We start from the raw sequence: 13,279 nt of genomic DNA, 5'->3' as shown, positions 1-13,279 counted from the left end.
GGGCGGAGCCTATCGTCAAGGTCATGTTCGCTGCCTATGCCGCCCGAATCGACCGTGACGAGCCGCTGAACGGCCTGGAGTTGGGGGAGCGCCCGGCCCCCGAGAAAAGGCCGGGCTGGACGACCGTGAACGTACGGGCCGCCTCGCTCAACCACCACGACCTGTGGTCCCTCCGCGGAGTCGGCCTGTCCGAGGAGAAGCTCCCGATGATCCTCGGCTGCGACGCCGCCGGCATCGACGAGGACGGCAACGAGGTCGTCCTGCACTCCGTCATCGGCCAGACCGGGCACGGGGTCGGCCCCAAGGAGCCCCGGTCCATCCTCACCGAGCGCTACCAGGGCACCTTCGCCGAGCAGGTCTCCGTACCGACGTGGAACATCCTCCCGAAGCCCAAGGAGCTCTCGTTCGCGGAGGCCGCCTGTCTGCCCACCGCGTGGCTGACCGCGTACCGCATGCTGTTCACGAACGCGGGCGTACGGCCCGGTGACTGCGTCCTCGTTCAGGGGGCGGGCGGCGGCGTGGCCACCGCCGCGATCGTGCTCGGGAAGGCCGCAGGGCTGAAGGTGTACGCCACCAGCCGTGACGAGGCCAAGCGGAAGCGGGCCGTCGAGCTGGGGGCTGTGGAGGCCTTCGAGTCGGGGGCGCGGCTCCCGCAGCGGGTCGACGCCGTCATCGAGACGGTGGGGGCGGCGACCTGGTCGCATTCGGTCAAGTCCCTGCGTCCCGGCGGCACGTTGGTCATCTCCGGTGCCACCAGCGGCGACCGGCCCCCGCACGCCGAACTGACCCGCATCTTCTTCCTGGAGCTGAAGGTGGTCGGCTCCACGATGGGCACCAAGGACGAGCTGGAGGACCTGCTGTCCTTCTGTGCCGCCACCGGGGTGCGGCCCGTCATTGACGAGGTGCTGCCGCTGGACCGGGCCCGCGAGGGGTTCGAACGGATGGAGTCGGGCGGTCAGTTCGGGAAGATCGTGTTCGCGGTGGACTGACGTTTTGGTGTGGTGCTGCGGGTGCGGCGGGCTCGGTTTCGAGCCCGCCGTTCGCGTTTTCGCGGGCGGGCGTTTGTCAACCGTGGTTGACGCGGGCCGAGGTGTCAACGTAAGTTGACAACATGACCGAAGCAACGGATCTTGCCGAGCGCGCGGGTGATCGTGATCCGCGGATCGGGCTGCGGGCAGTCTCCGCGCTGCGGAGGCTGCTGGAGCAGTTGGAAGCGGTACAGGTGCGCAGTGCGCGCAATCAGGGCTGGTCGTGGCAGGAGATCGCCGCGGAACTCGGAGTGAGCCGGCAGGCCGTGCACAAGAAGTACGGGAGGCAGTGATGTTCGAGCGGTTCACGAAGGACGCGCGGGCTGTCGTCGAGGGGGCGGTGCTTCAGTCCGAGCGGGCGGGGGCCGACACGGTGGAGGCGGAGCACATGCTGTTCGCCCTCCTCGACCGGGAGGGGAGCCGTGGGTCGTTCGCCCTCGCCTCGCTGGGACTGGCCGGCCGGCGCGACTCGGTGGAACGGGGTCTTGCCGAGGCCCGCCGTCGGGGCGGGCTCTCCCGCGCGGACGCGGACGCCCTCTCCGGGCTCGGTATCGACGTGTCGGAGATCGTTTCCCGGGTCGAGGAGGCGCATGGGGTGGGCGCGCTGGAGTCGGGGCGGAAGGGCGGGGGTGGCCGGTGGTTGCGGCGACGGCCCTTTGCCCAGGGGGCCAAGGACGTGCTGACGCGCTCCCTTCGGATCGCTCTCGCCCGGCGGGAACGGCACATCGGCGACGAGCATCTGCTGATGGCGCTCACCGTGATGCCCGGGGTGCTCGCGGAGGTGCTCGCCGATCACGGGGTTACGTACGAGTCGGTGGCGCGGGTGCTGTACGGGGATGGGGGAGGCGTGGCCGCAGCGGGATGAGGTTTGTGGGTGCGGGCGGGGGGTGTCGCCCTCTCCGCCCCTACCCTCCCCCACTCCCGGCTTCTCCCCCAGTGCCTTAAGGGCCTGGGAGATACCCCCAGAGCGGGGGGACCCCCATCGTGCCTGGGGGCTGCCGCCCCCAGGCCCCCGCTGTCGGCCTGAACGGCCTCGCCCCTCAAACGCCGGGCGGGCCGAAGACCTCGCCCGCCCGGCTGAAGGGTCCTGAGGGGCTGTCTCTAGCCGCGGTCGGAGCTTCGTAGTGTTGCGCTGATGTGGGCCGCCGCTGTTGACAAGTGGCGGCGGGCCTCGCGTAGTTGGGTCTCGGTTACGCCGTGGTCGCGGGCCGTGTCGCGGATGTCGTCGCGGAAGCGGTCCAGGAGGCGGTCGAGGTCTCGGGCGGGGTTGCCGGTGGAGTCCTCGTGGGCCCAGGAGGGTTCGTAGGCGGCGGGGAAGTCCTCGGGGGTGACCGTGTAGTCCGGCTCCGTGGTGGTGCCCGCGTGGGTGAAGCCGAAGTCCTTGCCCAGGTCCTTTCCGAAGTTCTTTCCGAACTCGCCGAATTCCTTGGCCAGTTCGGTCAGTCCCTCGCGTACGCCCGTCGGCCAGTCGCCCCGCGCGAAGTGGTCCTGGACCTGCTCCTGGACCCGCTTGGCCATGCGCTGCATCTCCTCCTGGGCCTGGGCGCGGGCCCGCTCCTGGGCCTCCTTGGCCTGGCGGCGGGCGCGCTGGGCCTCGTCGCGGGCGCGGCGGCTCTCGTCCTTCGCGCGGCGGGCCTGTTCCTTCCACTCCTGCCGGACGCGCCGCAACTCCTCCTTCGCCGCACGCCACGACTCCTTGTCCTGGAAGTCGCCGAGACCGCCGAACTCGCCCGCGGCGGTGTCGTGTCCCTTCGCCCCGGCGCCTGCCTTGGAGCCCTGCCGGGCCTCCGTGGCCGCCGCCCGCATCTCGCGGCGCAGGTCGCCCGCAGCGCCCCGGACGTCGGCGCGGATCTCCGCCGCGAGCTCCGCCACCGACTCGCGGATCTCCAGCTCCAGATCGGCCAGTTCGCCGCTGCGGTCGGCCAGTTCGGCGCGGCCCGCGTCCGTGATCGCGTACACCTTGCGGCCGCCCTCGGTGGTGTGCGTGACGAGGCCCTCGGCCTCCAGCTTCGCCAGCCGGGGGTAGACGGTGCCCGCCGAGGGCGCGTACAGGCCCTGGAAGCGCTCCTCCAGGAGGCGGATCACCTCGTATCCGTGGCGCGGCGCCTCGTCCAGCAGCTTGAGGAGGTAGAGGCGCAGGCGGCCATGAGCGAAGACGGGGGCCATGTCAGAGCACCTTCTTGTCGGTCGGGCCTTCGGTCGAGCCGTCGGTCGGGGCTTGCGGGGAGCCGCCGTCCGTCGGGGCTTCGGCCGGGCTGTCGTACGGTTCGTCCTCCGTCGGTGGCCTGCGGAGCAGGGCGATGGAGCCGCTCGCGGTCACTGCCTTCAGCCTGCCGTTGCCCGCGCCCAGTCGGCCGGTGATCTTCTTGGCTCCCCACTGGCCGCTGACCCGGAGATCCTCGAAGGCAGTGGAGACGGTGCCGCTCGCGGTGTTCGCCTCCACCTCCGCGTCCGCCGGGTGGGGGAGCCGGATGGCGATCTCGCCCGAGACGTTCGTCAGCTGGACGTCGGTGGGCGCGCCCGTGGGGTCGAGGTCCACGATCATCGAGCCGCTCACCGAGTCGGCCCGCACGGACGAGCCCGAGCCCTCGACGACGGTCAGGTCGCCGGAGACGGAGTTGAAGCGGAGGCCGCCGGTGACGGCCTGGGCCTCCAGATTTCCGGACACCGTGTCCACCCGGACCGGACCCGCGATGCGGACGAGTGTCGTGTCACCCGTGACGCCCTTGACCTCCACGCGCGCGTCCATCCCGGAGACCACGGCGGCGGCGCCGACCACGCCGACCTCGACCCGGGTGCCGGTGGGAACGGCCAGGGAGACCACCACGTCGCGGCGCCAGCCCTTGCGGTCGAGCCACTTGAGGAAGCCCTTCCAGGGAAGGTCCTCGTACGCCACCGTGAGCGTGCCGCCCTGCTGGGTCACCTGGAGCGGCGGGCCCTCCAGCGCGGACACCTCCAGCCGGGCGGAACCCTCGTCGGTGCCCACGACGTTCACAGTTCCGTTGACGACGCGTACGTGCAGTGCCGTCACGGGGTCGTCGAAGGTGAGCTTCCTCGGCTCTGCGACGGACCACTCGGACATGGTGCAGACCTCCTCGACCGGACGGACCCGACGTGAGCCCGAACCCGACGCGCCATATCGCGTCTCCCGTCATTCACGATATATCGCGGTTGCGGAAAGTCAAGACGCGTCGAGAAGTCCATGGGATGCGTCCCGATGCGCCCCCGAGGTCGCGCCCCCTGAGATCGCGCCCCCTGGATGCGTCCACGAGATGCGCCCATGGATGCGTCCACGAGATGCGCCCATGGATGTGTCCACGAGATGCCTCCCACTCCGCCGCGACACCGGCCCCAGGTGGGGTAATTGCGCCTGAACGCTGGCAAATCATCCTAAAATGTCAGCATGTCGACTGTGTCCGGCGAACCCTCGGCCCAGGCACCCGGCGCCCTGCTCCTCTGCCGGGCCCACCCCGAGTACGTCGGTCCCGCCGCCCAGTTGCTGCGTGAGCGGATGCTGCTCACCCCGGCCGGTCCCGAGTGGAGCGTGCTGGTTCCCGAGGGCAAGCCCTGGCGGCACGGCGCGGAACCCGTCGACCGCGTGCTCACCGGCTGGGCCACGGCCCTCGCCGTCGGCGCCCCCTGGCCCGTACTCGCCCTGTGGTGGGACGCCGACCGCGGCGGTTACACCCTCGCCTCGGGTTTCCGCCGCGCCGTCGGCTACGAGTGGCTCGCGAACGGCACCCCGGTCGGTGCCGACGAGGCGATGCGCACCTTCGCCGCGCGGCTCGGCCTCGACCCGGTGATCGAGATGCAGTCCCTGGAGCAGTTGACGAAGCCCGACCCCGGTGTGGACGCACACGCGCGCATGCGCGGGCTGATCGCCGTCCTCACGCGCGCGGGGGTGGTGCTTCCGGCCGGGCTCAGCCCCGGCGAACCCGCCGACCGGCTCCGTGCGGTGGCCAGGATCCAGCCGGGCGCCGAGCAGATCGAGTGGACCGGCTGGAGTGCCGCCGAACTCGACGCCGTGGAAGGCGGCACCCTGAAGCCCTGGCTCCGCGGTTCGGGGGCCCGCACGCTCGCCGTGGCCGAGCTGGCCGCCGGGCTCCCGATCACCGCCTGGGGCGTACGGCGCCGCAGTGGCGGCTGGATCGCCGCCGGCGCGCTGCTGGTGATCCACGGCGCCCTCGGTGTGGCGTACGAGCACCTGCGCGCCTTCGACTGACCCCCGCGCGCCCGAGACGAGGGCGGCGTCTACTCCTCGTCGTCCTCGTCGTCCAGCCGTGCCAGCCACGTCGCCAGCCGCTCCACCGGGACCTCGAAGTCCGGGTTGAGGTCGACGAACGTCCGCAGCTGCTCGGCGAGCCACTCGAAGGTGACCTCTTCCTCGCCCCGCCGCTTCTCAAGTTCCTCGATGCCACGGTCGGTGAAGTACATGGATGGTGCTCCGTCGGTGAAAGTGAAGTGGAACGCTGGGAAAAGGATAGGTGGGGGCGGGCGGCCCGCGGAGGTCCTCTGTCGCGGCTGCTCCCCTCCGACTAGCCTGCAAGGCCGGCTGCAACCACGGGGGCGTGGGGGAACGGGGGATGCCATGGGTGACGCAGTGACGCGGATCGCACGGATCGAGATGCCGGACGGGACACCGGTGTGGGCCCGGATCTCGGGGGCCGAGGAGCTGGAGGCGCCGTCCGGCGGGCTGTCGTACACGGACACGAGGTTCGGCGAGCGGGTCGAAGCGCAGGTGGAGAGCCTGCAGTCGGTGATCACCAGCGTCGCGCGCTCGCTGGCCGCACCCCTGCGCGCCGTAAAGCCCGACGAGGTCAGCGTCGAGTTCGGGATCGAGCTGACCGCCAAGGCGGGCAAGGTGGTCGGCCTCCTCGCGGACGGCGAGGCCAAGGCGGGCATCACGGTCACGCTGACCTGGAACGGCGGCCCCCCACCGAACGTCGACGCCACCGCCGGAAGCGACGGCTCCGACGCGAACCCGCACCCGGGCGCCCCCGCCGGAACCGGCGAAAACACGCCACCCGATCCAGCGGCGGCCCCGCACCCGCCCACTCCGCACGCGGGCGCGTCCCCCGGCGCCCCGGCGCACGGCGGCCCCGGTGACGCCTCCGCCGGGGGCCGGGCATGACGGACGGGCACGCCCGGGGCGCACCGGGCGGCCCCGGAAACGCTCACCGTGCCCTGCGTGACCTCGTGATGGCGGCGACGGTGCGCATCCATCGCGCGGGCTCCGGGTATGCCCTGGACGAACCAGGCACGTTCCTCGGATCCGGCTTCTTCGTCGCTCCGAACTGGGTTCTGACCTGCGCGCATGTGGCACGGAGCGGGGAGGGGGGCGAGGTGACCGTGGTGTACGAGACCGGGCCGGGCCGCGGCACGTCCGCCGTCGCTGGCGAGGTGGCGACGGCCATCCCCGAACAGGACATCCCCGAGCACGCCGGACCCGCCCTGCGCGGCAACTGGCCGGCCCCGGACCTCGCGCTCGTGCGGCTGCGCGAACCCGTCGACCACGACTGCGCCTACGTCACCGAGCGCCCGGCGGCGTACTACGGAGAGGCGGTCGTCTTCTACTCCGGGTGGTCTGTGGTCGGCGGGGAGCTGCGCCGGCTGAACGGGACGTGCACGGTGCAGGGCACCCTCGGCGGCTGGTCCGACGACGAGCAGATCCGGCTCGGCGGCGACGTGCTGCCGCCCGGCGTCTCGGGCGGGCCGGTGGTCGATCCCGTACGCGGAGAGGTCGTCGGTGTCCTGAAGTCGCAGGCCGACCGGGGGCTCGGCGGCACCTGCACGGGCGTGGAGCAGTTACGGGCGCTGCCGGTCCCCGCCGGCGAGGTGCGGGCCGAGCACGACGACAGCTACCAGGCCGTCTTCCACGCCCACGACCGCTACCACCGGGACCGGCAGCGCCACCCCGACAGCGACCGCAGCACCTGGGCCGACGTCCAGAACCAGCTCGGAGCGCGGCCCGGGCGCGCCCTCAGCCCGGAGGAGCGGACCCAGCTGCTCGGCAGGCTCGCCGACCTGCCGCCTCCGGTGAGCACGCGCGCCCTGCTCGGCCTGCTCGAATCGCTCCTCGGCAGTCAGGCGGCGATCCCGCACCCGGCACCGCGCGGCTGGCGCGACGGGCTCGGGGCGTTGTACGAGACGTCGCGTCACGACGCCGCGCTGGAACTCGTCCTCGACTACGCGATGCGGGTCATGTCCGCCGAGCGCCCCTTCGTCACGCCCGGCACCCAGGCCGCCGAGCGGGCGCTGTGGGAGTGGGTGCGGCAGACCGCGGAGGGCCGGCCGGGTCCGGCGTACCGACGTCGGCTGAGCGAGCAGTGGATCGAGCGGCTCCGGCTGCCGCCACGCGACCCGTCCTCGGCGGATGCACGGGCGGCGCGCACCCCGGAGCACGCCGCCGACCGTGCGCCCCGCCGCTTCGCCCTGCTCGAACTGGAGCAACGGGGCTGGGAACCAGGGCGCTGCGACTGGCATGTCTCGGTGGGCGGGCCGACCGGAGAGGTGGTGCGTCTGCGCGACGGCGAGCGCACACCGCTCGAAGAGCTCCCCGGCGTCCTCGCGCAGCCGCTCGCGGAGGCCTTCCGACAGTGCGACGAACCCGGCCGGCCCGCGGATCTCCAGGTCGCGCTGCCGCATCTGCTGCTCGGCCTCGACGTCGACGCCTGGCAGCTCGGGCCCGGCGAACCCCCGCTCGGCGCCCACCGGCCCGTCGTCGTGCGCTGCGCCGACCGGGAGCAGCTGCCCGACGGGGACGACCCCCTCGGCGGGAAGCGGCCCTCCGCCGACGAGGAGCAGCACGAACGCGAGGCCCGCTGGCGCTGGCTCCACGCGTACGGTGCGAAGGCCGAAGTCGTGGACTGCGAGGACGGGTTGCGGGTACCCGTACCGCCCGCGGATTCCCTGCGCGGTTTCCCGTACAGGACGGTCCCGGTCCTGTGCCGCTACGGCGACGACCGCTTCGAGGACGACCCGGTGGCACTCGTACGGATCGTGCACGGCGGGTACGGCGTCGCGCTGTGGCGGCGCTGGCGCGGCCGGCCCGACGCGGTGTGCGGGGAGTTCCACCGGCAGGCGGGCGACACCGTGGCGCGCGCCGGCAGCGCGGACCGGCTTCCCGAACTCGTCCACGCGCTGCGTGCCGGGGTGCGGGCGGGCAAACCGGAGACCTTCTGGGCGGACGGAATCGCCCTGTTCTACGACGATCCACGCCGGCCCCTGCCCGGGACCGGGGACCTGCTGGAGGCGCCATGACCGCACCGCCCTGTGCCCTGTCGCGCGGCACGCGGACGACTCCGTCGCGCGGCACCCCTACGACGCTGCCTCGAGGCGCACGGACAGCCCTGCCCCGTGGCACGCGGACAACGCCCAAGTGGGCTGTTATAAGGCCGTCTTGGGACCTGACGAGGCCCCCCGGCGGTCGATACGGTGAGGCGACGTTCGACGGCGGCCGGGGTGGACGAGTGACGACGAGGACTGGGCAATGACCGAATCCAGCGAGTGGCTCATCTACCGAGGCGCCGGTGAACCCCACGACGGCATGGCCCGCCTCCCGGCCCCGCCCCCGTGGCGCGACTTCGCGAGCCGGGACGCGGCCGGGAGGAACGGCGACGGCTCCGAGGACCGCAGGCTGGGCGCGCACCGGCACATGGCCGAGCTGCACCGGCCGGGCGCCGAGGAACTCGAAATGATCAACGCGGCGCTCTATCTGCGCCGTCCCCTGCTCGTCACCGGCAGCCCGGGCGCGGGCAAGAGCACGCTCGCGCACTCGGTGGCGTACGAACTGGGCCTGGGCAATGTGCTGCGCTGGCCGATCGTCAGCCGGTCCACGCTGCAGGACGGGCTCTACCACTACGACGCGATCGCCCGGCTCCAGGACGTGCAGATCGCCGCCGCGCCGCAGGGCACCGATCCCGCCACTCCCGGCGCCCCCGGTTCCGTCGATGGCATCGGCAGCTACATCCGGCTCGGTCCCCTCGGGACCGCACTGCTGCCCTCCGACACCCCGCGCGTACTGCTCATCGACGAGCTGGACAAGAGCGACATCGACCTGCCCAACGACCTCCTCAACGTGCTCGAAGAAGGCGAGTTCGCCATCCCCGAGCTGGAGCGCGTCGCCGACCGGCTGCCCGGCGGCGAGGCCGAGGTGCTCACCGCCGACGGCACCAAGGCCCTGGTGCGCGACGGCCGGGTGCGCTGCCGTACGTTCCCCTTCGTGGTGCTCACCAGCAACGGCGAGCGCGACTTCCCGGCCCCGCTGATGCGCCGCTGCATCCACCTCGAACTGGAGCGTCCGGACCACAGGCGGCTTGCCACCTTCGTACGCGCCCACCTCGGCGACGAGGCCGCGCGGGCCGGGGACGACCTCATCGCCCACTTCCTTGAGCGCTCGCGCAGCGAACTCGTCGCCGCCGACCAGCTGTTGAACGCCATCTACCTCGTCGACGCGGCCGCCCCGCCGAGTCGTGACCGTCTCGCGGACCTGCTCATCCAGCGACTCGACCGCCCGAGGTGACCCGCTGATGCCTGACGCCGCGGCGCGCCACGGGCCTGATCCCGCCGAATCGTCCGGCGGCGGACGGGTGCCTTCCGGCGGCGACCCCATCGCCGAACTCATCGCCAGGATGCGGCAGATGGGGCTGGATCCCGATGTCGGCCAGCTGTGCGACACGCTGTGGCTGGCCCGCTGGTCGAGCCCGCCGAGTGCCCGTGAGGGGGAGCAAGGGCGTGCGCGGCCGTCCGGTGCCGCCCGGCCGGGGGCCGGGAGCGCCCCGGCCCCCGAGCGTCCGGATGCCCGTGACGCCGTTCCGGGCCCACCCGTCCCGGGTCCCGAGCCGCGGCAGGACGGGCGCGGGGCGGCCGAGCGGAGCGTCGCTCTGTACCCCGCGTCGCGGGACGGGGCGCCGCGCGGACTGGGCCGGGGAGCGATGGCGCTGCCGATCGGGGTGCCCGCCGCGCCCGCGTTCCCGGCGCCGCTCGAACTCCAGCGCGCATTACGGCCGTTGCAGGGCTACCGGACCGCGGCGCCGCCGCTGCGCACGACCCTGGACGAGGCGGCGACCGCGGAACGGAGCGCCCGGGCGGGCGGCCTGGTCCTGCCGGTGTTCCGCGGAGTGACCCGGGCCGACGCGGCGCTCCAGCTGGTGATGGACGCCTCCTCGTCGATGCGGGTGTGGGACCGGATGTTCGGCGAACTGGAGCAGATATTCGGCCAGTTGGGCGCCTTCTGGGACATCGAGGTCAGTTATCTGCACCAGGGCCCGGACGGCGGGCCCGCCGTCAGCCGCAGCCCCGAACTCCAGGCGGCCCCGCTGCACTCCGCCGACCGGCTGCGCGACCCCACGGGCCGCCGGATCACCCTCCTGGTCAGCGACTGCGCGGGCGCCCTGTGGCACAGCGGCCATGCCCACCGGCTGCTGCACCAGCTGTCGGGCCTCGGCCCCGTCGCCGTACTCCAGCCGCTGCCGCAGCGCATGTGGAACCGCACCCGACTGCCCGTTTCCTACGGCGAGTTGACGCGGGGCGGGGCTCTCGCGGGTGCGGCCACGCTGAAGGTCCGCGTGCCGACCGGCATCCCGCCGGAGGCCCGCTCCGGTGTGCTTCCCGTGCCCGTACTGCCCCCGGAGCCCACCGCGCTCGGCGCCTGGGCACGGTTGCTGTCCGGGGCCGGTGCGGGGCCCGTGGCCGGAGCGGTCGGCTGGGTGCGCCACGACCATCCGCCCGCTCAGGCCTCCCGTGCCGGGCGCCGGCTGTCCGCGCTCGAACTGGTCAGCCGGTTCCGCTCCAACACCTCGAAGAGCGCGGGCCGCCTGGCCGGCTATCTGGCGGCGGCGCCCCTCTATCTCCCGGTGATGCAGCTCGTACAGCGCACCATGCTGCCCGACTCCGGGCCGTCCGAGCTGGCCGAGGTCCTGCTCAGCGGCCTGGTGTGGCGCCCCAAGGCGGAGGATTACGGGGCGGACGACGCCCGGTGGTACGAGTTCCTGCCCGGTGTACAGGAGGCGCTGCTGTCGCCGCTGGGCCGCGACGAGGCCATGCTGGTGCTCAAGCACTGTTCGGAGTACATCGAGCACCGCTTCGGCAAGGGCGGCCCCAACTTCCCGGCCCTGGCGCTCGCGCAGCTCGGCGAAGGCGGCTCCGGGAGGCCGTACGCGCAGGGCGCGGGATATCCCGGCGAGAACGGCGAGAACGGCGAGAACGGTGACAACGGCGGGGACACCCTCGTCCCGCAGCCCTTCGCCGAGGTCGCCGCGCGGGTCCTGGAGCGCTATATGCCGCTGCCGGAAGAGTTCGCGGGGTACGGCGGCCGGGGGCGCGCGGAGCCGGCCGGCGAGCGGCCGACCCACGCGGCGGTGATCCGGGCCCGCTCCCTGGTCGGTCAGTTCGACACCGACGGCATGGTGCAGGACCTCATCGACGCCGTACAGCTGCTGCGCGGCGCCACCGAACACGAACAGCCCGTCGGCGCCGACCCGGAGCTGTGGGCCGAGTACGCCACTTGTCTGCTGCGGCTGTGGGAGGTGCAGGGCGGCGCCGAGCTGCTGCGCGAGGCGGAGGCGGCGGCCGAGCGGGCCGTCGCGCACCCGCGCGCCCTGCGCGAACGCGCCGTACTGGCACGGGTGTTGCGCGCCGCCGCCACCGACCGCAGGCGGCGCGGCGACTGGCGCGGCGCGCTCGACCTGCTGCGCCGCGCCGACCGCGAGTACGCGGTCGCCTGCGCCGCGCCCGACCTGGAGGCGCGCGAGGCCCTGCGGCTCACCCTGGAGCGGGTGCGGGCGCTGGAGGCACAGTGGCGGCTCGGCGGCGACAGTGCGCTGCTCCAGGGCGCGGTCGGCATGCTGGAGGCGTTCGCCGACGCCTGGCCCGACCGGCGCCACCGCCCGCCCGAACTCCCGCTCGCCCACGGCCGCGTTCTGCTGCGCCTGTCGACCGCCACGCCCGACCACGAACAGGCCCGCCTGTACGCGGAACAGGGGGCGCACTCCCTGCGCGCCGCGCTGGAAGCGGGCCCCGAGGACGACACGGGCCCCGCGCGCGACCGCGTCCGCATCCTCCTCGACCTCGTCGACGCGCTGTTGAAGGCGGGCGGCGGGCTGGACGACGCCCAGGCCCACGTCGACGAGGCGCTGCGGCTGGCCCGTGAGCGGGGGGCCCGTGAACAGGGGCTGCGCGCCGCGCTGCTGGTGCGCGCCGGGCGCATCAAGGCGGCGCGGTACGCCGAGTCGGGCGACCCCCGCGAACTCCAGGAAGCCGCCGAACAGTTCGAGCAGGCCTCGCGCGGCGTGCCCCGCGACGCCCCCGCGCATGCCGACGTCCTCGCCGAATGGGGCGAGGTGCTGCTGCGCCGGGCAGTGCCGGCCAACGCTCCCGGTACGCCCGAGGCGCTGTCCCAGGCCATCCGGGTGCTCCGGGACTGCCGCACCGAAACACCGGCGGGCAGCGCGGAGCTGGCGTACCGCCTGCTGCTGCTCGGGCGTGCCCTGATGCTGCGCTACCAGGCCCGGGGCGACCGGGTGGACCTGCGGGAGGCCGAACACCTCTTCGGCCTCGCGGCGCTGGAGGCCGGCGAGCCGCTGACGGCCGCGCGCTGCTGGCTGGAGCTCGGGCAGGCGCAGTTCGAGGCCTACCAGAGCCTGGGCCGGCCCGCGCGGCTCGACGAGGCGGTCGACGCGTTCCGTTCGGCGGCGGAGTCGGCGCGCGAGGCCGAGGACGGGGCGGAGACGGACCGACTCCGCCAGGAGGCCGTGGAGCTGGGTGCGCAGGCGCACCACTGGCGGGGTATGTCCTACGAGGCGGCGGCGCGCCCGCGCGCCGCACGCGAGGCCTACCGGTCCGCCCGGGCCGAGTGGTCCAGGCTGCCGGACGGCGCCGTGAGCACGGGCGAGCCGACGTCCCGGCAGACGGCGCAGCGGCTGGCCGAGCTGGAGTGAGGGAGCGGAGCGCCTGCCGGCGGCCGCCGGGGCGGAGGCACGGGAACAAGGGGGAGGACATGGGCGCACGGGACGACGCACGCGATGCCGACGTCGGCATCGCGGGGGAGCGGCTGCCGGATTCGCCGGTTCTGCCGGATTCGCTGGGCTCGCCGAGTCTGCCGGACCTGCTGGAGCTCGACCTGGCGGACCTCAGGACGATCCAGCACCCGGTACTGGCCGAGGTGTTGACCGAGCTGAGAGAACGGGCGGGCCAGCCCAGCGAGATGCTCTGGGGGTTCAACAACTCCTTCTGAGGCGCGAAGGTGAGGTGAC

12 protein-coding genes are annotated in these 13,279 nt (G+C 73.5%); 9 read left to right on the top strand and 3 right to left on the bottom strand.

The genetic code is table 11. The features are described 5' to 3' along the window. The first annotated feature begins 23 nt into the window (after window positions 1-23). The 3 genes from C4B68_RS13065 to C4B68_RS13055 all read left to right on the top strand — a co-directional run bounded on the left by C4B68_RS13065 (window position 24) and on the right by C4B68_RS13055 (window position 1,893). On the top strand, window positions 24-989 hold the full coding sequence (locus C4B68_RS13065) for a zinc-binding dehydrogenase (protein WP_099499851.1): 966 nt from the start codon (window positions 24-26) through the stop codon (window positions 987-989). 122 nt (window positions 990-1,111) lie between these two features. Next, window positions 1,112-1,321 carry a helix-turn-helix domain-containing protein gene (locus tag C4B68_RS13060; protein WP_010984411.1) on the top strand — a complete coding sequence of 70 codons (210 nt, stop codon included), beginning with the start codon at window positions 1,112-1,114 and terminating at the stop codon, window positions 1,319-1,321. Beyond that, window positions 1,321-1,893 (top strand): Clp protease N-terminal domain-containing protein, encoded by a 573-nt coding sequence (locus tag C4B68_RS13055; RefSeq protein ID WP_099499852.1) that lies wholly within the window; start codon window positions 1,321-1,323, stop codon window positions 1,891-1,893. The genes C4B68_RS13060 and C4B68_RS13055 overlap by 1 nt, the downstream gene beginning before the upstream one ends. 236 nt (window positions 1,894-2,129) lie before the next feature. Here C4B68_RS13055 and C4B68_RS13050 read toward each other — a convergent pair whose 3' ends face one another. Together C4B68_RS13050 and C4B68_RS13045 are read right to left on the bottom strand one after the other, a co-directional pair. Beyond that, window positions 2,130-3,194: a PadR family transcriptional regulator gene (locus tag C4B68_RS13050; protein ID WP_099499853.1), complete on the bottom strand. Its 1,065-nt coding sequence runs from the start codon at window positions 3,192-3,194 to the stop codon at window positions 2,130-2,132. 1 nt (window position 3,195) lies between these two features. Then, window positions 3,196-4,110 (bottom strand): DUF4097 family beta strand repeat-containing protein, encoded by a 915-nt coding sequence (locus C4B68_RS13045; RefSeq protein WP_099499854.1) that lies wholly within the window; start codon window positions 4,108-4,110, stop codon window positions 3,196-3,198. Between the two features lie 321 nt (window positions 4,111-4,431). Between C4B68_RS13045 and C4B68_RS13040 the strand changes: the two genes are divergently transcribed. Further along, window positions 4,432-5,250: a hypothetical protein gene (locus C4B68_RS13040; protein ID WP_099499855.1), complete on the top strand. Its 819-nt coding sequence runs from the start codon at window positions 4,432-4,434 to the stop codon at window positions 5,248-5,250. Between the two features lie 29 nt (window positions 5,251-5,279). On the opposite strand, the gene C4B68_RS13035 is transcribed toward C4B68_RS13040, so the two are convergent. After that, entirely contained in the window at window positions 5,280-5,462 is a 183-nt protein-coding gene (locus C4B68_RS13035; protein ID WP_005312030.1) for a DUF6104 family protein, read from the bottom strand. Between the two features lie 154 nt (window positions 5,463-5,616). On the opposite strand from C4B68_RS13035, the gene C4B68_RS13030 reads away from it, so the two are divergent. The 5 genes from C4B68_RS13030 (at window position 5,617) to fxsA (ending at window position 13,260) form a co-directional block, all read left to right on the top strand. Then, on the top strand, window positions 5,617-6,159 hold the full coding sequence (locus tag C4B68_RS13030; protein WP_099499856.1) for a CU044_2847 family protein: 543 nt from the start codon (window positions 5,617-5,619) through the stop codon (window positions 6,157-6,159). Then, a complete protein-coding gene (locus tag C4B68_RS13025; RefSeq protein WP_099499857.1) occupies window positions 6,156-8,288 on the top strand; it encodes a VMAP-C domain-containing protein in 2,133 nt (710 codons plus the stop codon). The genes C4B68_RS13030 and C4B68_RS13025 overlap by 4 nt, the downstream gene beginning before the upstream one ends. Before the next feature lie 229 nt (window positions 8,289-8,517). Then, on the top strand, window positions 8,518-9,549 hold the full coding sequence (locus C4B68_RS13020; protein ID WP_099499858.1) for an AAA family ATPase: 1,032 nt from the start codon (window positions 8,518-8,520) through the stop codon (window positions 9,547-9,549). A 7-nt stretch (window positions 9,550-9,556) separates the two neighbouring features. Continuing rightward, window positions 9,557-12,964: an SAV_2336 N-terminal domain-related protein gene (locus tag C4B68_RS13015; RefSeq protein WP_180289185.1), complete on the top strand. Its 3,408-nt coding sequence runs from the start codon at window positions 9,557-9,559 to the stop codon at window positions 12,962-12,964. A 59-nt stretch (window positions 12,965-13,023) separates the two neighbouring features. Then, the gene (gene fxsA, locus C4B68_RS13010) at window positions 13,024-13,260 is read left to right on the top strand and encodes an FxSxx-COOH cyclophane-containing RiPP peptide (protein ID WP_099499859.1); all 237 of its coding nucleotides are present in this window, start codon (window positions 13,024-13,026) and stop codon (window positions 13,258-13,260) included. Window positions 13,261-13,279 lie beyond the last annotated feature (19 nt).

It is taken from the genome of Streptomyces dengpaensis, from assembly GCF_002946835.1.
Lineage (GTDB): Bacteria > Actinomycetota > Actinomycetes > Streptomycetales > Streptomycetaceae > Streptomyces > Streptomyces dengpaensis.
The sequence above is the reverse complement of the archived record's forward strand: the minus strand, read 5'-3'. Positions and strand labels throughout refer to the sequence as shown.